Genomic DNA, 19,171 nt, shown 5'->3' on the forward strand with positions numbered 1-19,171 from the left:
ATAAGCCTAATTTGGGCTTATAGAATAAGGAGTATGCATGAGCGTATCGGAAATTAGACCGATTGCCATTGAGGATGAACTGAAGAGTTCATATCTCGATTATGCTATGAGTGTGATTGTATCTCGTGCATTACCAGACGTTCGAGATGGTCTAAAGCCTGTGCATCGTCGTGTGCTATTCGCTATGCACGAATTAGGCAATGATTATAACAAAGCGTATAAAAAATCTGCCCGTGTTGTCGGCGATGTAATCGGTAAATATCACCCGCATGGTGATTCTGCTGTATACGAAACCATTGTTCGTATGGCACAAGAGTTTAGCTTACGTTACCAATTGGTCGATGGCCAAGGTAACTTTGGTTCGGTTGATGGCGACTCTGCTGCGGCAATGCGTTATACCGAAGTGCGTATGCAAAAACTTACCCATGAATTGTTGTCTGACTTAGAAAAAGACACGGTGGAGTGGGAAGATAACTACGATGGCTCTGAGCGTATTCCTCAAGTCATGCCAACTCGCGTACCTAATTTGCTCATTAACGGGGTAACGGGTATTGCGGTAGGTATGGCAACCAACATGGCACCGCATAACATGACTGAAGTCATCAATGCTTGTCTTGCGTATGCTGATAACCCGAATATTTCCATTGAAGGTTTAATGGAACATATTTCAGGCCCAGATTTCCCAACAGGTGGCATCATCTACGGTAAATCGGGCATTGTCGATGCCTACCGTACTGGTAAAGGTCGTTTGCATATTCGTGGTAAATACCATTTTGAAGAAGATGCCAAAACTGGTCGTACCACCATTGTCTTTACTGAAATTCCCTATCAGGTCAATAAAGCCAAAACTATTGAGCGTATTGCGGAACTGGTAAAAGAGAAAAAACTTGAAGGGATTTCAGAACTACGCGACGAATCTGATAAAGAGGGTATGCGTATTGCAATCGACTTAAAGCGTGGTGAAAACGCTGAAGTGATTGTGAATAATCTGTTCTTAAACACGCAATTAGAAAACTCATTTAGCATCAATATGGTTTGCCTAGACAATGGTCAGCCTAAATTGATGAACCTAAAAGATATTATCGCGGCATTTATTCGTCACCGCCAAGAAGTAGTGACACGCCGTACCATGTTCGAGTTGCGTAAAGCACGTGAACGTGGGCATATCTTAGAAGGTTTAACCGTTGCGCTTGCCAACATCGACTCGATCATTGAAACCATTCGTTCCTCAGCCAATCCTGCTGAAGCACGCGAATTGTTACAAGCGGGTGAATGGCAAGCGGGTGGCGTACAAGCACTGCTTGATGCGGCAGGTTCTGTGTCGATTCGTCCTGATGAGATTGAAGGCGAAGATCCACAGCGTCCATTTGGCTTAAATGCCAATGTTTACCGCTTATCGCCAGCGCAAGTTGCTGCTATTTTAGAGTTACGTTTGCACCGTTTAACGGGTCTAGAACAAGACAAGTTACAAGCTGAATATTCTGAAATCTTGGCGCAAATTGCCGATCTAACCGATATCTTAAATGACTTTAGTCGTTTAATGACGGTGATTCGTGAAGAGTTAGTGTTGATTTTACAACAATATGGTGATGCACGTCGTACCGAAATTGTTGAATCACGCGTAGATTTCTCACGTGAAGATTTGATTCCTGAAGAACAAGTGGTACTCACTGTTTCTCAATCAGGTTATGCAAAAACTCAGCCATTGTCTGATTATCAAGCGCAGCGCCGTGGTGGTCGTGGTAAATCGGCAACTTCCATGAAAGAAGATGACTATATTCGTCATTTGATTGTGACTTCAAACCATGCAACCGTGCTGTGCTTTACCAATGTGGGTAAAGTCTATCGTTTACGCGTATTTGAAGTGCCACAAGCCTCACGTGGTGCCAAAGGTCGTCCAATCATCAACTTATTGCCGCTTGAAGCCAATGAAAGCATCACTGCAATTTTACCGGTAATTGACGTACCGAAGAAATTTAAAGTTCGTATTGCCGACTTTAAAGCATTGGTTGCCAATAATGCTGCCAAATTACAGCAAAATGCTGTAGTTGCTACGCACTTTGCAGATTTAAGCCAAGCCTTAACTAATTTTGATGACAGCAGTGATGAATTGTCAGATGAATTACGTTTAGTGTTGAAAAAACTCAGCACTGAACTTGAAGCAGAAACGGCTGAATTTGATGATGCGTTGTTGGCTGAATTTGCCGCTGAAACCATTAACCTACGCAAAAACTACTTTGTGTTTATGGCAACCGCGTCAGGTACGGTCAAACGTGTTGAGTTAGATCAATTTAGTAATGTACGTTCAAATGGTTTACGTGCTATTGAACTCAATGAAGAAGATACCTTAATTGGTGTGGCAATTACCGATGGTGAACAGCAAATCATGTTGTTCTCTAACGAAGGTAAAGCGATTCGTTTTGCAGAAACTGATGTACGTGCCATGGGTCGTTCGGCCAAAGGTGTACGCGGCATGCGTGTGACCATTGGCGCAGCTGTAGAAGACGTTGAAGAAGAGCTCGACCATGATGATGAAGACAGCGAAAGCGCATTCATTAGTCGTATTGTATCTTTAGTCGTGGTGCCTGAAACCGGTGAAGTGCTGTGTGCTTCTGCCAATGGCTATGGTAAACGTACCCCAGTAGATGATTTCCCAACCAAAAAACGTGGTGGTAAGGGCGTGATTGCCATTAAGACCTCAGAGCGTAATGGTGAATTGGTCGGTGCGGTTGCGATTGATATCAGCAAAGAACTGATGTTAATTTCTGATGGTGGTACTTTAGTTCGTACGCGCGCTTCTGAAATTGCGCAAACGGGTCGTAATGCTCAAGGTGTACGTCTGATTCGCTTAGCAGAAGACGAAACCTTAGTGGGCGTTGAAGCTATTGAAGCTGTCGAAGAAGATGAAATTGAAATCGTTGCTGATACAGAGATGTCAATGACTGACGTATCACAAGATGTGACTCAAGACTAAGCTTTGACTTTAAAAAAGGGCGCTTCGGCGTCCTTTTTTCTTTAATTTTTTAGGATAAACCGATGAAAACTCAATTATTGGCATGTGGTGCTGTATTGGCTTTAGCGGGTTGTGGACAACAAGATTTAGCTGATCCAAGCCCAGCGCAAGCCCAAGCTGCCGAAGCCGCTTATCAAGATTTAAGCCAACGTGATTTTGAAAAATTTGTACAGCATTTAGACCCTAAACTACAAGCACATTTTACAGAAAATCCAAAACTGTTAAAGAAATTTGCCAGCTCAATTCCTAAAGAGACAATAAAATATAAGAAAATTATGAGCAAAAGCATGCCAAATGCAGGTGAATATAAAGTCAGTTATGAAATTGCCTATCCAAAAAACTTAGTGCAATACGATGTCAGTTTTGACAAACCTAGTGGCAGCGAAAAAATTACCAATATTAATATTCAAGTGTTTGGTGAATAAATACAGCAGCATTTGCGTGTCATTTACAAAGATGATAAGGTCAAATACTTTTGTGATTTGACCTTTTTTATGCTGATTCAGTTGCCTATACGACAAGCTTGCGCCGTATGTTTGGCATTGTTATGTATGGTCAGTTTAAACTATCTGGGATTTTATGCGCTTGTCCAACTAGGCATTGCGATGACAGCATTGGGTAAATTAGCTTTAAGTTTATTCAGTTTAAGTTTGGGGTTTGGCCTATATGCTAAGCGCATGCGGCAGCAGCCCGAACCTATTGTCATGTTATGGCCTTATGCAATTTTGGTTGTCGTGGCAGATTTATGTACGGGCGATTATATTGTTGATTCTAAAGTATCAACGCAGTGGCACCTGTCCAGCATCATTTTAAGTGTAGTGATGTGTGTAGGATATTGGGGGCTACGATATTTCATACTGCGTCATATCCACAAAAATAAGCATTCTAATCTGCCATGAATACATCTCATCTCGTTTCTTATTATAAAATAGCCTCATTTATATGAATCAGCGACCGCAGCAGCAATCTTTATTTTGGATCAAATTGATCATCATCACCATCGCAATTTTTAGCTGTATTATGGTGGGAGCTTCGATGATTGGTAAAGGCATTCGTTACTGGGAGATTCCTCATACGGATGTGTTCTATCAGGCATTGAGTATTGCGGGATTAGCTCTGACGGCACATTTTTGTTGTGCACTGTTGTATAAAAACACAGCTGATAAAGGTCATCAAGATTTACAGCGTTCATATGCGCGTTTTGCGCGATGGGCTTTGACGCTGAGCCTATTAGATATAGCCATGAGTTTTGGACTAGGTCGCCTCACAGGTCGATCTTATCTAGGCGAAGACTGTACAGGCTTATTTTTTGCTGAACTTTTAATGTTAATTTTACTCTATGGTGCATGGCGATTTTATAGTCAGATGTTACGCCGCTATTGTGAAAAAATTGTCACTGAAAAGCATTAAGATAATCCATGCAAATAAACTTATCTCTTTTTTATTCAAATTATCTCTTGAATCTATATTGATTTTTTAACTGTATTTGAAAAATTAGATTGAAATAATTTTATGCAAGAGTGCACAAGATATGCTTAAATGCCATTTCTATTGTGTTTCACATTGACAAGGAAAAATCATGCGCGCGTACAATTTCTGTGCTGGCCCTGCTGCATTACCCACTGCCGTTTTAGAAAAAGCTCAAGCTGAAATGTTGGATTGGCAAGGCAAAGGCTTATCCATTATGGAAATGAGCCACCGTAGTGCAGACTATGTTGCGGTAGCAGCCAAAGCTGAAGCAGACTTGCGTAAGCTCATGAATATTCCTGAAAACTACAAAGTTTTGTTTTTACAAGGTGGTGCATCGCTACAATTCTCAGCGATTCCTTTAAACTTGTTAGGTAAAAACAGCAAAGCTGATTATATCCATACTGGTATTTGGTCAGAAAAAGCGCTTAAAGAAGCGAAACGTTATGGCGACATTAACGTCATTGAAGCAGGCATTAAAGACAGCGCTGGCAAGTTAGCGATTTCTGAGCAAGATACTTGGAACTTATCTGCTGATGCAGCATATGTACATTATGCGGATAATGAAACCATTGGTGGTCTTCAGTTTAAAAACATTCCTGAAACGGATAAACCATTGGTTGCCGATTTATCATCAAGCATTTTATCGGCACCGATTGATGTATCTAAGTTTGGTTTAATTTATGCTGGTGCGCAAAAGAATATTGGCCCTGCAGGTTTAACCTTAGTCATTATTCGTGATGATCTACTTGATCAAGCTGTAGAGAGCATCCCAAGCATTTTAAAATACTCAGCACAAGCCAAAAATGATTCAATGGTGAATACACCCTCTACTTATGCGTGGTATTTATCAGGCTTGGTGTTTGAATGGTTACTTGAGCAAGGTGGCGTAGAGGCAATCCATAAGGTAAATTTAGCCAAAGCTGAATTACTGTATGGCTATATCGATGCTAGCGATTTCTATGCCAATCCAATTGCCAAAGAATATCGTTCGATTATGAACGTACCGTTTACTTTGGCAAAACCTGAGCTTGAAAAACAGTTCTTGGCTGAAGCTGAAGCAAACAATTTATTAAATCTCGCAGGTCACCGTTCAGTGGGCGGTATGCGTGCCAGCATTTATAATGCTGTACCACTTGAAGGTGTACAAGCTTTAGTTAACTTTATGGATGACTTTGCTAAACGCAATGCTTAAGCCTTAAAGTCAAAAAGCCCAAGTTAAACTTGGGCTTTTTTTATGCAGATTGCTGAATATTGACTTGTAGCCAAATATTACCGCGAATATATTGACCCACATTAAACTTGCTGTATTGCGGATCACGCGTGGCAATGCGAATTAAAGTCGCTTCAGAATTATCTTCACGTAATAGAGTGACGTCATAAAGCGTGTAATCTTGCTGCATAAATTGCATGCTGGTTTTACCTACCACTTGACCTTGGAACCATGCTTCATCTTCTTGACCTAAGGTTTCACCATACAAGTAGGCGACCATCTTAGAGAAATCAACCGTAACAGGTTCCTTATCTTCTTCAGATTTAGGTTGCCATGCTTGAATTTGTTGATGTAAGTCCGCAGGCGCAACACCATCATTGGCCGCTAAAATATCATTTAACGCGCGGTGATGTTTAATTGAGGCAGGGTCATCCACCACCAATTGTTCATGTTCACCAACAGCTTCTAATTCATAGGCCCAAGCATTCAGTTCGGCAATATACGGCTGCTTTGCGTCATAACAATGATGATTGACGCTATATAAACTATCAAAGGCATAGACAATATTGTTATTGCCCAAGTTTAAACGTAATACCGCTTGAGTATTGGTTTTACAGGTAATAATGCGTTCGACTTGTGCTTGCACTTTATATGGGCTTGTAAAACTAGGAAAGGCAGTTTTAACTTTTTTGGGACGATTATTTTCGACATCAATCACTTGATTGATCAAAATATGCGATTGTTTTGGGCCTTGAATCAGCCAAGTATTGGTATCCATATCACACTCTTGCGTGCATAGACCCATCGGCATCACAGGCGCATCCAGCGCAAGCCCCATCCATTTGGGCACATCGCTGCTTGGATTTTCGGTAAGTAAATTCCAATGCTCAACATGGCTGCCAAAGTTTTGATCTTCAATGGTGATCATTTCTGGTCTATTTTGATTTTTCATATGCACAATAGAACTTTGAGTGGGTTAGTTATTTAATCGAGGATGATTTAATTTTTTCAAGGGACATGCCTCAAATTTAGGCAAATAAATACAAACGCCTAGCGTATTACTGTACAGATATTCTAAAACATTGCCTCTTAAAATCTGGTTTAAGCTTAGCTTAGCTCAGCGCGACCGCCACAATTTTGCTACACTAAGCTTTGAGTTTTTAAATTTAGGATGCGGCAGTGCTGCCATTTAAATTGTGGGTTGACGCAGATGCATTACCTAAAATTTTACGTGATGTGATTATGCGTGCCTCAGACCGTCATCAGCTTGAAGTGACCTTTGTGGCCAACCAAAATGTCGGCATTCGTCCGTCACTACGAATTAATTCCATTCAAGTGATGAGCGGTGCCGACCAAGCCGATAAAGAAATTATTGAGCGTATGAAACAACATGACATTGTCATGACTCAAGATATTCCACTTGCGGCACAAGTGATTGAAAAAGGTGGAATTGCGATCCATCCACGCGGTGAAATTTATACTGAGGCCAATGTTAAAGCGCGCCTACATTTACGTGATTTTATGGAAACCTTACGTGGTGCAGGCGTACAAACTGGTGGACCACCGCCTTTATCCGAGCGTGATAAGCGTGAATTTTCCAATAGCCTAGATCAAACCATTTTTAAGCAAAAACGTAAGACCGCGCAGTAATGGCCAATTTAAGCAAAAGCAATTTAATCTTGACCTATGCCTTATTGGTATTTATTTGGTCGACCACGCCTTTAGCGATTGTTTGGAGTGTGGATGATCTACATCCGTTATGGGCATTGGTGTTACGCTTTTTTATTGCTTTACCTTTAGCCGCTGTATTAATGCTGGTTCTTAGGCAAAATTTTCCTCTCAATAAAGTCGCGCTGCATAGTTATTTAGCCGGTGCTTTTAGTTTGATTGGTTCGCAATTTTTTACTTATATGGCAACCGCCTATTTAAGTTCAGGTCTGATTGCGCTGATGTTTGGTCTAGCACCGATTATGGCAGGTCTGATTGGACTGAGCTTTTTTAAGCAAAAACTGCATCTCATGCAATGGCTTGGGATGTTGATTGCCTTATTTGGCTTAAGTTTAATTTGCTTTGCAGGTGAAAATCAGCATGTTCATCCCATTGGTATTGCCTTAATGCTGATAAGTGTCTTGAGCTATGCGGCTTCGATTTTTTGGGTCAAAAAAGTCAATGCCATGCATGTTGCCCCAGTGGCACAGGCCACAGGTTCGATTTTAGTTTCGACCCTCATGGCCTTATGTATCTTGCCGTTTATTTGGCAATATGCACCAACTGCTATGCCAAGCCTAAAGAGTATTGGAGCCTTGCTCTATACCGTGATTATGGCATCTTTAATTGCCATGTTTTGCTACTTTAAATTGGTGAAAAATATTAAAGCCACCACCTTATCCTTAACCACGGTCATGACGCCGATGTTGGCTATTTTTTTGGGTGCATGGCTGAATCAAGAAAAACTCTCTTTGATGGTGTTTGTTGGTGCTGGAGTATTACTGTTCGGTTTAGCGGTATATTTCTATCGTGATTTTAAAACCAGTCGTAATTTACAACGAAAAATCGGCTAAATTTTTTTCAATACATTCAGCAAGTTTAGCTCGATCTTGCGCTGAAATAGTCACAAAATAGGCACCATTACGATATTGTCCATCGGCTTGCAATTGGCTATAGATCACTTGCACGCTGGCGGCAATATGAAAAACATTCTCAGCATGACTTAATGTGACATGCAAATAGCTACCTTTGCTAATTTCTTCACGGCTATAAAAGCTTAAGCCTGTTTCAGAAAAATTGACTCGCTCAGGGCTAGGTAACATGCTTTGTACAATAGAATCGTATAATGCGCCTGTAAATAAGTTTAATTTTTGATTGAATAAGGATAAGATTTTAGCAATTTGTTGATCTTTTTCAGTTAATTTACTCAGCTCAAATGTCAAAGCATGATCAAACTGATCCAATTCGGCTTGCAGTAAAAAGTAACGCGGTAAAATGAAATTGGCAGCATAGGGATCAGCTAAGGCAGCAGCTTCAGAAATTAACTGATAATTTATTCTTAAAGCGGCATCAATACGAGACATCACGCGACGCTCAGTGCGCTCGTGTTGAGGCTGAATATTTTCCATGATTATTACCTCGGACTAGATGGTATGTTTAAACCAATCTCGCTGTATATAGGGTTGAGATATACTCGCGCACGGCGGAGTAACCACTTTATTTCTTTTATTGCACTGGTTTCAATGATCGGGTTGACCCTTGGGGTCGCGGTATTGATTACAGTGCTGTCGGTCATGAATGGTTTTGACCGTGAACTTAAAAATCGTGTCCTAGGAATGGTGCCACAAGCCACAGTTTCGTCTACACAAATTTTAACAGATTGGCCAGAACTTGCCAAAAAAGTAGAGCAAAATAAACATGTTGTTGGGGCAGCACCTTTTACCCAATTGCAAGGCATGCTCACTGCGCACGGTCAAGTCTCTGGTATTATGGTCACAGGGATCGAGCCACAATATGAGCGCAAGGTTTCTATTATTCAAGACCATATGGTGGCGGGTAATTTAGATGACTTAAAAAAAGGTGAGTTTGGTATTGTTTTGGGTAAACAAATGACCGATGCCTTAGGTTTAGGCATTGGTGATAATATTACCTTGGTGCTGCCAGAAGCGACGCCTTCACCAGCGGGTGTGGTACCGCGTTTTAAACGCTTTAAAATTGTCGGGATCTTTAGTATTGGTGCTGAAGTGGATTCGATGATGGGGTATATTGCCTTAAATGATGCCTCGACCTTGTTACGTCTACCCGATGGTGCACAAGGCGTACGTATGAAGCTCGATGATATCTTTGCCGCACCTACCGTCGCCAATGAAATTGTGCGTGATTTACCAGGTGGTTTCTATGCCTCAGATTGGACCTATACCCACGGTAACTTATTTAGCGCCATTCAGATGGAAAAGGCGATGGTCAGTTTATTGCTGTTCTTAATTGTCCTAGTTGCTGCGTTTAATATTGTTTCAAGCCTAGTGATGGTGGTGACGGATAAAAAAGCCGATATTGCGATTTTACGTACTTTGGGTGCTTCACCTGCCACGATTACCAAAATCTTTATGGTGCAAGGCACGATTATTGGTGTGATTGGTACAGTTGCAGGAGCAATCTTAGGTGTTGCTTTTGCCTCAAGCATCAGCTCGGTGATTGGCTGGCTCAACAACACTTTAGGCTTAAATTTATTTGATGCTTACTTTATTAACTATTTACCATCGCATTTGCGTTGGCAAGATGTGCTAATCATTGTGAGTTTATCGCTGGTATTAAGCTTCTTAGCCACAATTTATCCAGCGCTCCGCGCAGCCAAAATTCAACCTGCGGAGGCGCTACGCTATGAGTAATTTTGTTTTAGAAGCGCGTCACATCAACAAAACCTTTAATGATGGTAAAAACCATGTTGAAGTGATTAAAGACTTATCCCTTGGGGTCAAGGCGGGTGAATTTGTCTCGATCGTGGGTTCAAGTGGTTCGGGTAAAAGTACCTTGTTGCATGTCTTGGGTGGGCTCGATTGCCCGACCAGTGGTGAAGTGTATTTACAAGGCCAGCGTTTTGACACTTTAGGCGAAGCTGAGCGTGGTTTTTTAAGAAATGAACATTTAGGTTTTGTGTATCAATTCCATCATCTATTGCCTGAATTTACTGCGCTTGAAAATGTCGCTATGCCATTAATGCTGCGCCAAGGGGCTAGCTTTAAAAAGGTGAAAACACAAGCAGAATATTTACTAGAACGGGTGGGCTTATCGCATCGTTTAACTCATCAACCAGGTGAGCTCTCTGGGGGTGAACGTCAGCGTGTCGCCATGGCGCGGGCACTCGTGGCTAGGCCGGCTTTAATGCTAGCTGATGAGCCTACGGGTAATTTAGACCGTAAAACCGCAGTGAAAATTTTTGAGTTGCTGACGGATTTACGCCGTGAGTTTAATATGGCGATGCTGATTGTGACTCATGATGAAGAACTAGCCAAAGCAGCCGATTCAATTTTGCATATGCAAGATGGGGTCTGGGTCGACTAAAATACCTGTTATCGCGTTTTGATTGAAGCCCACTTCGGTGGGCTTTATCATGTCTGTAAGCGCTGACACGGGATGGTTGGAGCATGTACATTGGTTTAGCTTTGGCATGGTTAACGGGCATTGCATTGATGGGGCAGCAGATTGCAGGTCTGCCTCAGATTGGTTTTGCGCTGGCGCTGCTGTTTTTGCTGCTGTTACTCCTGCAATTGTATCTACAGCATCAATTGCAACAGGTGTGGTTAGGTGTTGGCAATGCCATGCTTGGCATGTTCGTGGCATGTGTGCTCGGGTATAGCTATGCCCAGTCGGGATTAGAACAAAGATTGGCCTTACGCGAAACGCAAATTGCAGCGGTAGATGTGGTGGTTTATGTCGAGCGACTTAATCAACGCAGTGAACGCAGCATTGTGCAAGCGGTACAAGTGTTAGGCTTTAAGCCTGAGCCCGTCACTTGGCTTAGTTATACGGCGATTAATGAAAAAACGGGGCAAGCCAAAACCCCCGTTTTGCAACTGGGGCAGTATTATCAGATTCAGGGGCAAGTGCGACCTGCACATGGCTATGCCACGCGTGGGGCTTTTGATCAAGAAAAATGGTATGTACAACAAAACATTATGGCGACGCTGCGTATTGAGCAGCTTCGGCCTTTATCTGCCAGTGAAGTGCAGCAATTACAACAACGTTATCCCCTTGGTTTAGGTCAAAAACTACAGCTGAGTATTGAAAAAAAGCGTCTGGCTGTACGTGAGTTTATGATCCAGCAACCCATGAAGCATAAAGGGCTATTACTCGGCTTGTTAACTGGGGATCGCAGTTTATTAACTCCTGAGACGGAAGACGATTTTCGCCGTTTGGGTATCAGTCATTTATTGGCGATTTCTGGGCCACATGTACTGATTTTTGCGGCTATGTTGTGTTGGGGTTTACAACAACTCATTGGTCGCTATCAGCCTAAGCTCTATTTGAAATTGCCCAAAACCTATGTCCTGATTGCGCCGTTTGTCATTGCTGTGGCCTTGTACTGTGCTTTTGTGGGCTTTGAAATTCCAGCATTACGCACACTACTGATCGTAAGTTTAAGCTGTGTGCTGTTACTGTTTGGTCAAGCCTTACAGCCTTTAAAATTATTGGCTTATAGCGCGGCCTTACTGTTGTTATTTGATCCTTTTAGTGTGTTATCCGCAGCCTTTTGGTTGTCGTATGGCGCATGTTTTATTTTGCTTAGAATTTACCAAACGATACAGCGCCAAGATCAAACGGCTTTTAGCACAATACAGCGTGTAAAGCAGGCTATAGGCTTGTTGGTGGAATCGCAGTGGAAAATTTTTATTGCCTTGCTGCCTTTAATGCTGATTTTTTTTAAGCAAGTGGCATGGATCAGCCCAATCAGTAACTTAATTGCCATTCCTTATTTGGGTTTAGTGGTAGTGCCACTAGATATTGTAGCAGGTGTAGCGTGGCTGCTGTCTGAGCCGCTAGGCGCAATGTTATGGCATATAAATGATGCGATACTGAGCGTTTTGTTGGCGGTTTTACAGCTTTTAGATGCTTGGTTTCAACCGCAGTTGCTGCCATGGGCCATGAATTTTTGGCAACTCATCGCGCTGATTTTAGCCCTAGTGATCTTGTTTTTACCGCGTGGTTTAATCCCTAAATTTTGGGCACTCGTCTGTTTAATGCCAATATTTTTTTATGACCATAGCCGTCAGCCATTTGAACTACATGTCTTAGATGTGGGGCAAGGGCAGGCGGTTTTGATTCGTGATCAAGGACAAGCACTGATGGTAGATGTGGGGGGTAGTCCAGATGAACGCCGTTTTAGCTTAGGCGAAAATGTAATTTTACCGTTTTTGTTGCGTAGTGGCATTCAACAGCTCGATCAAGTGATCTTAAGCCATTTAGATCAAGATCATAGTGGTGCTTATCCGGCGGTAGCAGCAAAAATCAAGATTGCCAACCTCATGAGCAATGAATCTTTAGGTCAGCATTCGCTTCCGTTTGAGTATTGCCAACGTGGGCAAAAGTGGCATTGGCAGCGGCTGAGTTTTGAAGTGCTTTCACCACCGAAAAGCGCTTTAGCCACGGCCAATCAGGCCAAAAATGAGACCTCTTGTGTGTTGTATGTGACGTATCAAGGCCAAAGCCAAACGACACATTTTTTATTGATGGGCGATGCGGGTTGGCCAACTGAACATCAACTGTTACTGCATTATCCACATTTAAAGGTGGATGTGTTGGTCTTAGGCCATCATGGCAGTAAACACAGTTCTGCCTATGCTTTTTTACAGCATTATCGCCCTCAAGTGGCCGTTGTCTCAGCGGGATTTGCCAATCGTTATGGTCATCCCACTGAAGAGGTACAAGCACGTCTACACGCCTTAAACATACCAATGCTAAGTACCATTGAGCAGGGCAGTTTAACTTTTATGATGAATGATCAAGATCAGCTGTTGCTGCAAGCTCAGCGTCGCGAGCGGCTGTGGCTGCAACGCGTAATGCCTCAACTCGGGCGAGGGCCTCAGCCGTTGGCGCATTATATAAACCGCTCAAAGCAGGATTGGCCTTAAAGCGTTTATAGCTCCAGTGATAATGCTCTGGATAACGACGAATCAGATCTTCAAGCGCATGATGAATAATTTCTGTACCTTGGTTGGCGCTGCCTTGATAGATAGCGTCATCAATGGCTTCCATATACATATCAAAACCGTCGCGATCGTTACGTAGAGCGTAGAGTAAAATGGCTTTGGCTTTGGTTTTTTGAATCAGTTTGGCACTTAAGTTACTGGACGCTAAAGGTACACCAAAATACGGCACCATATCTCCGCCAATATTGGGGGTATGATCTGGTAAAATTACCGTAGTACCGCCTTGTTTTAAGGCTTTAAAAATTTGCCGTACCCCAGACTCATCGGTAGGCACCAGATTGGCTTGCTCACGGCTACGTGCCTGACGTACAAATTGATCAGCTGCTGGATTTTTAACTGGCTTATACATAATGGTCATGGTGGTGTGCTGGGCTACCCACGCATTCATGACTTCCCATGTACCAAAATGTGGAACCACCAAAACCACGCCTTTTTGTTCGGCTAAAGCGGCTTCCAAAATTTCACGACCGTGAATATGATGGATACGGCTAATATTTTTTTGGTTGCTCGAACCCCAAATACTAAAAAACTCAAAATAGGAGCACAGTTCATTTTTAACTGCTGCACGACAAATCCGCTCACGCTCTTGCGCTGTCATCTCTGGAAAGGCAATTTGTAAGTTAAGACGAATGGTATTAGATGTTTTAGAAATCTTAAAATTATTCACCAAACCAGCTAACATTTTGGCAACAAAACGTGATAACTGTATCGGTTGGCGGCTAACAAAGTTGAGCAAACGATAGGTCGAGGTCTGTTGAATGGGCTCAGTCATGGAGGGATAAGATTTCGCCAGAAAAGAAAATTATTATAGGCGAAAAGTAACGACTTTAGACAGTGCAAGCACAATCATTGTATATAATGAGGGCAATTTTAATTACATTGGGTCATTTTTATGTCCGATTGGCCACCAAAACCACAAGATGAAATAAAGGTACAGCCTACACCACCCACAGGACCAGAATGGAAATTACTTGAAAAAGCGGTTTTGGCATCGGTAGAAGAACAGCGCCGTGCACGCCGTTGGGGTATTTTCTTTAAATGTCTGACCTTTGCCTATTTATTGTTTATTGTTTTAGCGATGGGCAGAGGGTGCTCTAGCGCCGGTAAAAGTGATGCGGTTGCAGGGACTAGTTCGGCGCATTTGGCGGTGGTGGATGTGATTGGTACCATTGGTGCAGATAAACAAAGTGTCAACAGTGAAAATACCATCAAAGCCTTAAATAAAGCCTTTAGCAATAGCCAAGCCAAAGCGGTGGTATTAAACATTAACTCACCGGGTGGTTCACCAGTTCAATCCGATGAAATTTGGCAAGAGATTCGCTATTTAAAACAGCAGCATACCGAGAAAAAACTCTATGCCGTGATTGGCGATACGGGTGCTTCAGGTGCTTATTATATTGCCTCTGCAGCTGATCAAATTATTGTCAATCCATCAAGCCTAGTCGGTTCAATTGGGGTGATTATGCCCAATTATGGCATTAATGGCTTAATGCAAAAATTAGGCGTACAAGATCGCACCATGACCGCAGGTGACAACAAAGCTCTATTGTCGATGACCCAACCGATTGATCCTGCGCAGCAAACGCATGTGCAAGATGTGTTAAATAACGTGCATAGTCACTTTATTCAAGCGGTGAAAGATGGACGTGGTGATAAACTCAAATCCAATGACCCGGCAATTTTCTCAGGGCTATTCTGGACGGGTGATCAAGCCGTTAAACTAGGTGTTGCGGATCGTATTGGCAGCATCAACACCCTCAAACGTGAACTTAAGTTGGATAAAACCGTCAATTACACCATTGAACATAATCCTTTAGATTCGATTTTAGGTCGTATGGGTAGCGAAATTGGTCAAGGTATTGCATCATCTGTGCAACAACAATTGCAAACAGAACAAGACCCAAAACTAAGATGAAACCTTTAATTCATTTCGCGCATGCCAATGGTGTACCGAGTCAGGTGTATCAAAAGCTCTTTGATTTACTCTCAGATGAGTACGATGTGGTATATACCGAGCCTTTAGGCACAGATAAACGCTATCCCATTGATGAGGGGTGGAAAAGCTTAACTCAACAAGTGGTTGATAGCATTGTACGTCAAGCGGCAGGGCGGCCTGTAATTGGGATTGGCCATTCATTGGGTTCGGTGTTGACGATGCAAGCGGCCTATGCGCGACCTGAATTATTTAATCAAGTGATTTTGCTTGATCCACCTTTATTGGTCGGTAAAACTGCATTGGCCTTAGCGTTGATGAAACGTTTACAGCCGAAGAAGCTGGATCAACTGAGTCCTGCCGGCTTGTCTAAAAAGCGCCGTGATCATTGGGACAGTCGTGAGCAAGCAGCGCTCAGTTTACGTCCTAAAGGTTTTTATAAAGACTTTGATGATGATTGCTTCAATGCTTATATTCAGCATGCATTAACAGATGATCCCATACGTGGTGGTGTGACCTTAACCATTGCTAAAATGGATGAAGTGAATATTTTTAGAACTAATCCTTCAAAATATTGGCAGCCCATACCTGAACCAAGTGTGCCGATGCATTTGGTGGTGGGGGAAAACAGTATTTTTAATGAAAAAGGCTTTCCTAAGCGGATTCAGCAAAAACTCGGTATTCCTTATAGCGTGTTTAAAGGGGGCCACATGTTCCCACTAGAACATCCAGTTGAGCTGGTGCAATATTTAAAGAAATTGATTTAAAAAAACGCAGCCGAGGCTGCGTTTTTTATGCTTTAAAGCTTGGTAAATTGTAGCGGTTCAGTCAAAGGCTGACCCCGGTACAATAGACCTTGTGCTGTATGCACTAAAGTGCCATTACAAATCCACTCCGCTACTTGCGGATAGATCAAGTGTTCAAGTCTATGCACACGTTCAGCGAGGCTGCTTTCGTTATCATGTGTACCAACACGTAATACACCTTGTGCTAAGGCTTGACCTGCATCAAGCTCCGCAGTCACATAGTGTACCGTACAGCCATGATAGGCATCGCCAGTACGAAGCACACGTTGATGGGTATGCATACCTTTGTAATGTGGCAACAGCGAAGGATGAATGTTAATCATCTTACCCTGCCAGTTTTGCACAAAGTCTGCGCTTAGAATACGCATAAACCCAGCCAAAATCACTAAATCTACATCCCAATCGAGGAGTTGTTGATGCATCACAGCATCAAAACTCTCACGACTTGGATAGTATTTATGTTCAATGACTGCCGTGGCAATACCAGCTCTTTGGGCACGCTGTAAGGCATAGGCTTCAGGTTTATTGGAAATAACCCCAACAATTTGCCCCGATAGATTGGCATCAATCAAGGCTTGGAGGTTAGAACCGCTACCTGAAACTAAAACTGCAATCTTAATCATTACAACTTAAGCGAATACAACGCGGATTTTTTCATCTGCACCAGCAACTGATTCAGCATTATCGACGATTGAACCCATTGCCCACGCTTTTTCGCCAAGACTGGTAAGAAGTTCAACAGTTTTGTCTGCATCGGCTGCATCAACCACAAGCACCATACCAACACCACAGTTAAATGTACGGTACATTTCAAACTGTTCTACGCCGCCTTCACGTTGTAGCAATTTAAACAATTCAGGCCACTCCCATGAACCTTCATTGACAATCGCTTGTGCACCGTTTGGTAATACGCGTGGTAAGTTACCAGGTAAACCACCACCTGTGATGTGTGCCATGGCATGTACATCAACAGATTTAAGTAATTCAAGAATTGGTTTTACGTAAATACGAGTCGGTTCCATTGCAGCATCTGCAAGTGGGCGACCGTCAACGAGTTGAGTTAAATCAACATTTTTTACGTCTAAGATTTTACGAAGTAAAGAGTAACCGTTTGAGTGTGCACCACTTGATGCCACACCAATTAACACGTCGCCCGCTTTTACTTTAGAGCCATCAATGATTTTGCTGTGTTCAACCACACCTACGCAGAAGCCTGCAAGGTCATAGTCTTCGCCTTCATACATGCCTGGCATTTCAGCAGTTTCACCGCCCACCAACGCACAGCCTGCAAGTTCACAACCTGCACCAATGCCTGTTACGACATTAGCTGCTACGTCCACATTTAAGTGACCTGTTGCATAGTAATCAAGGAAGAATAACGGTTCAGCACCGCAGACAAGAAGGTCGTTTACACACATTGCCACCAAGTCCTGACCAATGGTGTCATGACGGTTTAAATTAAGTGCTAAACGTAATTTTGTACCAACACCATCTGTGCCTGATACGAGAACAGGTTCTTCATAACCTTTAGGAATTTTACAAAGAGCGCCGAAGCCACCAAGGCCTCCCATCACTTCTGGACGTGATGTGCGTTTTGCGACTGATTTGATACGATCGACTAACGCGTCGCCCGCTTCAATGTCGACACCCGCGTCTTTGTAGCTTAAACCGGTGTTTGGGGTAGAAGTTGAGTTGCTCATAATTGAAGTCTCCGCATTCGCGCGGCGATTATAACCTGAATATACGAAACTCTTATGTTATTTATGAGGCAAAATGCTATCTTTATTGAAATATTTTAAGTTTCATAACCAATAACAAGGAAAAAGGCGAAATTATGGGTGACAAAACCTTGCGTCGTATTTTTATATTGGCGGGCATCGCTCTAATTGTCTGGATTCTCTACTTATTAAAACCAGTGGTTATTCCCTTTGTCGGTGCGTTTTTAATCGCCTATTTATTTAGCCCCTTGGTCGATAAGCTGCATGATTATGGTCTACCAAGATGGCTATCGATTACCTGTGTCTTTGTGGGTATTGCCATTGTAATGACCTTAGCAGTTTGGTACTTAGTGCCGCTGATTTGGGAGCAGTTAAAGTATGCAAGAGACAGTATTCCTGCAGGGATTCATTGGGTTAATTATACTTTCTTGCCTTGGGTATCTGAGACTTTTAATGTCGATGAAATGGAAATTGATACCCAACAGTTCTCTACCGTGATTATGGATTATGTGCAAACCAACTATAGTGCTGACAGTGTACAAGCCATGGCGCTAAAGTTAGCACAGTCGGGTTTAAACTTTATTCAGATTGGCGGTACGGTGGTGTTAATTCCGATTATTGCCTTTTATTTCCTACTGGACTGGGATCGTATGCTCGATGGTTTACGTCGCTTAATTCCACGTCGTTATGAAGCCAATACCTTGCATGTAGTGGGCGAGTGTCACAGCGTTTTAGGTGCCTTTGTAAAAGGTCAGCTTTTGGTCATGGTATTGTTGGGTGTGGTCTATGCCGTCGGTCTACAATTGATTGGTTTGGAAGTAGGCTTAATCATTGGCATGATCGCAGGCCTTGCCAGCATCATTCCTTATTTAGGCTTTGCTGTCGGTATTATTGCTGCGGTGATTGCCAGTCTTTTCCAATTTGGTTTAGATTGGATGCAGTTGGCACTGGTACTAGTAGTGTTTATGGTCGGGCAAGCCATTGAGGGTTATATTTTACAGCCATTTTTATTGGGTGATAAAATTGGTCTATCGCCAGTTGCCGTGGTCTTTGCCGTGTTGGCAGGTGCACAATTGGCTGGGTTCTTAGGCATGCTGATTGCCTTACCTGTGGCTGCTGTAATTGTAGTATTACTGCGTCATGTGCGGGAATTTTACGAAACCAGTCAACTTTATCAAGCTCAGCCGCAACTCACGGTTAATGCGACCGAAGATGGCGCAGTAAACATCGTCACAGAGCAAGTCGATGTACATGTAGAAATGAAAAATCCTGACTTAAAAACGCAGCAACTCAATGAAAAATCGAGTAAGATGGATTGACCTGACAA

General features: G+C 42.6%; 17 protein-coding genes and 1 pseudogene. 13 read left to right on the forward strand and 5 right to left on the reverse strand.

Annotation, left to right across the window (positions count from 1 at the left end):
* Positions 1-37 precede the first annotated feature (37 nt).
* The 5 genes from gyrA (at position 38) to serC (ending at position 5,675) form a co-directional block, all read left to right on the forward strand.
* On the forward strand, positions 38-2,974 hold the full coding sequence (gyrA, locus tag AC5YCD_RS00815; RefSeq protein WP_496128225.1) for a DNA gyrase subunit A: 2,937 nt from the start codon (positions 38-40) through the stop codon (positions 2,972-2,974).
* 62 nt (positions 2,975-3,036) lie between these two features.
* Positions 3,037-3,438 (forward strand): DUF3887 domain-containing protein, encoded by a 402-nt coding sequence (locus AC5YCD_RS00820; protein WP_496128226.1) that lies wholly within the window; start codon positions 3,037-3,039, stop codon positions 3,436-3,438.
* A 126-nt stretch (positions 3,439-3,564) separates the two neighbouring features.
* Positions 3,565-3,912 (forward strand): hypothetical protein, encoded by a 348-nt coding sequence (locus tag AC5YCD_RS00825; RefSeq protein WP_496128227.1) that lies wholly within the window; start codon positions 3,565-3,567, stop codon positions 3,910-3,912.
* Positions 3,913-3,955: 43 nt separating this feature from the next.
* Entirely contained in the window at positions 3,956-4,423 is a 468-nt protein-coding gene (locus tag AC5YCD_RS00830) for a hypothetical protein (protein WP_496128228.1), read from the forward strand.
* Positions 4,424-4,592: 169 nt separating this feature from the next.
* Positions 4,593-5,675 carry a 3-phosphoserine/phosphohydroxythreonine transaminase gene (gene serC / locus AC5YCD_RS00835; RefSeq protein WP_496128229.1) on the forward strand — a complete coding sequence of 361 codons (1,083 nt, stop codon included), beginning with the start codon at positions 4,593-4,595 and terminating at the stop codon, positions 5,673-5,675.
* A gap of 40 nt (positions 5,676-5,715) precedes the next feature.
* Here the strand turns inward: serC and AC5YCD_RS00840 are convergent, their stop codons facing one another.
* The gene (locus tag AC5YCD_RS00840; RefSeq protein ID WP_496128230.1) at positions 5,716-6,645 is read right to left on the reverse strand and encodes a hypothetical protein; all 930 of its coding nucleotides are present in this window, start codon (positions 6,643-6,645) and stop codon (positions 5,716-5,718) included.
* Between the two features lie 227 nt (positions 6,646-6,872).
* On the opposite strand from AC5YCD_RS00840, the gene AC5YCD_RS00845 reads away from it, so the two are divergent.
* Both AC5YCD_RS00845 and AC5YCD_RS00850 read left to right on the forward strand, forming a co-directional pair.
* A complete protein-coding gene (locus tag AC5YCD_RS00845) occupies positions 6,873-7,343 on the forward strand; it encodes a YaiI/YqxD family protein (protein ID WP_168401668.1) in 471 nt (156 codons plus the stop codon).
* On the forward strand, positions 7,343-8,254 hold the full coding sequence (locus AC5YCD_RS00850; protein WP_496128231.1) for a DMT family transporter: 912 nt from the start codon (positions 7,343-7,345) through the stop codon (positions 8,252-8,254). Before AC5YCD_RS00845 ends, AC5YCD_RS00850 begins: the two co-directional genes overlap by 1 nt.
* On the opposite strand, the gene AC5YCD_RS00855 is transcribed toward AC5YCD_RS00850, so the two are convergent.
* Entirely contained in the window at positions 8,234-8,809 is a 576-nt protein-coding gene (locus AC5YCD_RS00855) for a PilZ domain-containing protein (RefSeq protein ID WP_496128232.1), read from the reverse strand. The genes AC5YCD_RS00850 and AC5YCD_RS00855 overlap by 21 nt on opposite strands.
* A gap of 24 nt (positions 8,810-8,833) precedes the next feature.
* Between AC5YCD_RS00855 and AC5YCD_RS00860 the strand changes: the two genes are divergently transcribed.
* The 3 genes and pseudogenes from AC5YCD_RS00860 to AC5YCD_RS00870 all read left to right on the forward strand — a co-directional run.
* Positions 8,834-10,069, forward strand: a complete 1,236-nt coding sequence (locus AC5YCD_RS00860) for a lipoprotein-releasing ABC transporter permease subunit (RefSeq protein WP_496128233.1) — start codon at positions 8,834-8,836, stop codon at positions 10,067-10,069.
* Positions 10,062-10,742, forward strand: coding sequence for a lipoprotein-releasing ABC transporter ATP-binding protein LolD (gene lolD, locus AC5YCD_RS00865; RefSeq protein ID WP_496128234.1), 681 nt, complete (start codon positions 10,062-10,064; stop codon positions 10,740-10,742). The genes AC5YCD_RS00860 and lolD overlap by 8 nt, the downstream gene beginning before the upstream one ends.
* A gap of 83 nt (positions 10,743-10,825) precedes the next feature.
* A pseudogene (locus AC5YCD_RS00870) lies at positions 10,826-13,234 on the forward strand (DNA internalization-related competence protein ComEC/Rec2); the annotation flags it as partial.
* On the opposite strand, the gene AC5YCD_RS00875 reads toward AC5YCD_RS00870, so the two are convergent.
* A complete protein-coding gene (locus AC5YCD_RS00875) occupies positions 13,167-14,159 on the reverse strand; it encodes a lysophospholipid acyltransferase family protein (RefSeq protein WP_496128235.1) in 993 nt (330 codons plus the stop codon). The pseudogene AC5YCD_RS00870 and the gene AC5YCD_RS00875 overlap by 68 nt on opposite strands.
* Before the next feature lie 120 nt (positions 14,160-14,279).
* On the opposite strand from AC5YCD_RS00875, the gene sppA reads away from it, so the two are divergent.
* Positions 14,280-15,302 carry a signal peptide peptidase SppA gene (gene sppA, locus AC5YCD_RS00880; RefSeq protein ID WP_496128236.1) on the forward strand — a complete coding sequence of 341 codons (1,023 nt, stop codon included), beginning with the start codon at positions 14,280-14,282 and terminating at the stop codon, positions 15,300-15,302.
* Complete coding sequence (locus AC5YCD_RS00885; RefSeq protein WP_496128237.1) at positions 15,299-16,087, forward strand: alpha/beta fold hydrolase; 789 nt, start codon at positions 15,299-15,301, stop codon at positions 16,085-16,087. The genes sppA and AC5YCD_RS00885 overlap by 4 nt, the downstream gene beginning before the upstream one ends.
* 32 nt (positions 16,088-16,119) lie before the next feature.
* Here AC5YCD_RS00885 and purN read toward each other — a convergent pair whose 3' ends face one another.
* Complete coding sequence (gene purN, locus AC5YCD_RS00890; RefSeq protein WP_496128238.1) at positions 16,120-16,749, reverse strand: phosphoribosylglycinamide formyltransferase; 630 nt, start codon at positions 16,747-16,749, stop codon at positions 16,120-16,122.
* 6 nt (positions 16,750-16,755) lie between these two features.
* Positions 16,756-17,826, reverse strand: a complete 1,071-nt coding sequence (gene purM, locus AC5YCD_RS00895; RefSeq protein ID WP_496128239.1) for a phosphoribosylformylglycinamidine cyclo-ligase — start codon at positions 17,824-17,826, stop codon at positions 16,756-16,758.
* Positions 17,827-17,960: 134 nt separating this feature from the next.
* Here purM and cxpE point away from each other — a divergent pair, with 134 nt between their 5' ends.
* Complete coding sequence (gene cxpE, locus AC5YCD_RS00900) at positions 17,961-19,163, forward strand: chloramphenicol efflux transporter CxpE (RefSeq protein WP_496128240.1); 1,203 nt, start codon at positions 17,961-17,963, stop codon at positions 19,161-19,163.
* Positions 19,164-19,171 lie beyond the last annotated feature (8 nt).

The organism is Acinetobacter sp. CY05, assembly GCF_059515805.1.

Bases quoted from the DNA above. Each gene is read 5' to 3' on its own strand.
- gyrA (WP_496128225.1), top strand. From the start codon at position 38: ATGAGCGTATCGGAAATTAGACCGATTGCCATTGAGGATGAACTGAAG.
- AC5YCD_RS00820 (WP_496128226.1), top strand. From the start codon at position 3,037: ATGAAAACTCAATTATTGGCATGTGGTGCTGTATTGGCTTTAGCGGGT.
- AC5YCD_RS00825 (WP_496128227.1), top strand. From the start codon at position 3,565: ATGGTCAGTTTAAACTATCTGGGATTTTATGCGCTTGTCCAACTAGGC.
- AC5YCD_RS00830 (WP_496128228.1), top strand. From the start codon at position 3,956: ATGAATCAGCGACCGCAGCAGCAATCTTTATTTTGGATCAAATTGATC.
- serC (WP_496128229.1), top strand. From the start codon at position 4,593: ATGCGCGCGTACAATTTCTGTGCTGGCCCTGCTGCATTACCCACTGCC.
- AC5YCD_RS00840 (WP_496128230.1), bottom strand. From the start codon at position 6,645: ATGAAAAATCAAAATAGACCAGAAATGATCACCATTGAAGATCAAAAC.
- AC5YCD_RS00850 (WP_496128231.1), top strand. From the start codon at position 7,343: ATGGCCAATTTAAGCAAAAGCAATTTAATCTTGACCTATGCCTTATTG.
- AC5YCD_RS00855 (WP_496128232.1), bottom strand. From the start codon at position 8,809: ATGGAAAATATTCAGCCTCAACACGAGCGCACTGAGCGTCGCGTGATG.
- AC5YCD_RS00860 (WP_496128233.1), top strand. From the start codon at position 8,834: ATGTTTAAACCAATCTCGCTGTATATAGGGTTGAGATATACTCGCGCA.
- lolD (WP_496128234.1), top strand. From the start codon at position 10,062: ATGAGTAATTTTGTTTTAGAAGCGCGTCACATCAACAAAACCTTTAAT.
- AC5YCD_RS00875 (WP_496128235.1), bottom strand. From the start codon at position 14,159: ATGACTGAGCCCATTCAACAGACCTCGACCTATCGTTTGCTCAACTTT.
- sppA (WP_496128236.1), top strand. From the start codon at position 14,280: ATGTCCGATTGGCCACCAAAACCACAAGATGAAATAAAGGTACAGCCT.
- AC5YCD_RS00885 (WP_496128237.1), top strand. From the start codon at position 15,299: ATGAAACCTTTAATTCATTTCGCGCATGCCAATGGTGTACCGAGTCAG.
- purN (WP_496128238.1), bottom strand. From the start codon at position 16,749: ATGATTAAGATTGCAGTTTTAGTTTCAGGTAGCGGTTCTAACCTCCAA.
- purM (WP_496128239.1), bottom strand. From the start codon at position 17,826: ATGAGCAACTCAACTTCTACCCCAAACACCGGTTTAAGCTACAAAGAC.
- cxpE (WP_496128240.1), top strand. From the start codon at position 17,961: ATGGGTGACAAAACCTTGCGTCGTATTTTTATATTGGCGGGCATCGCT.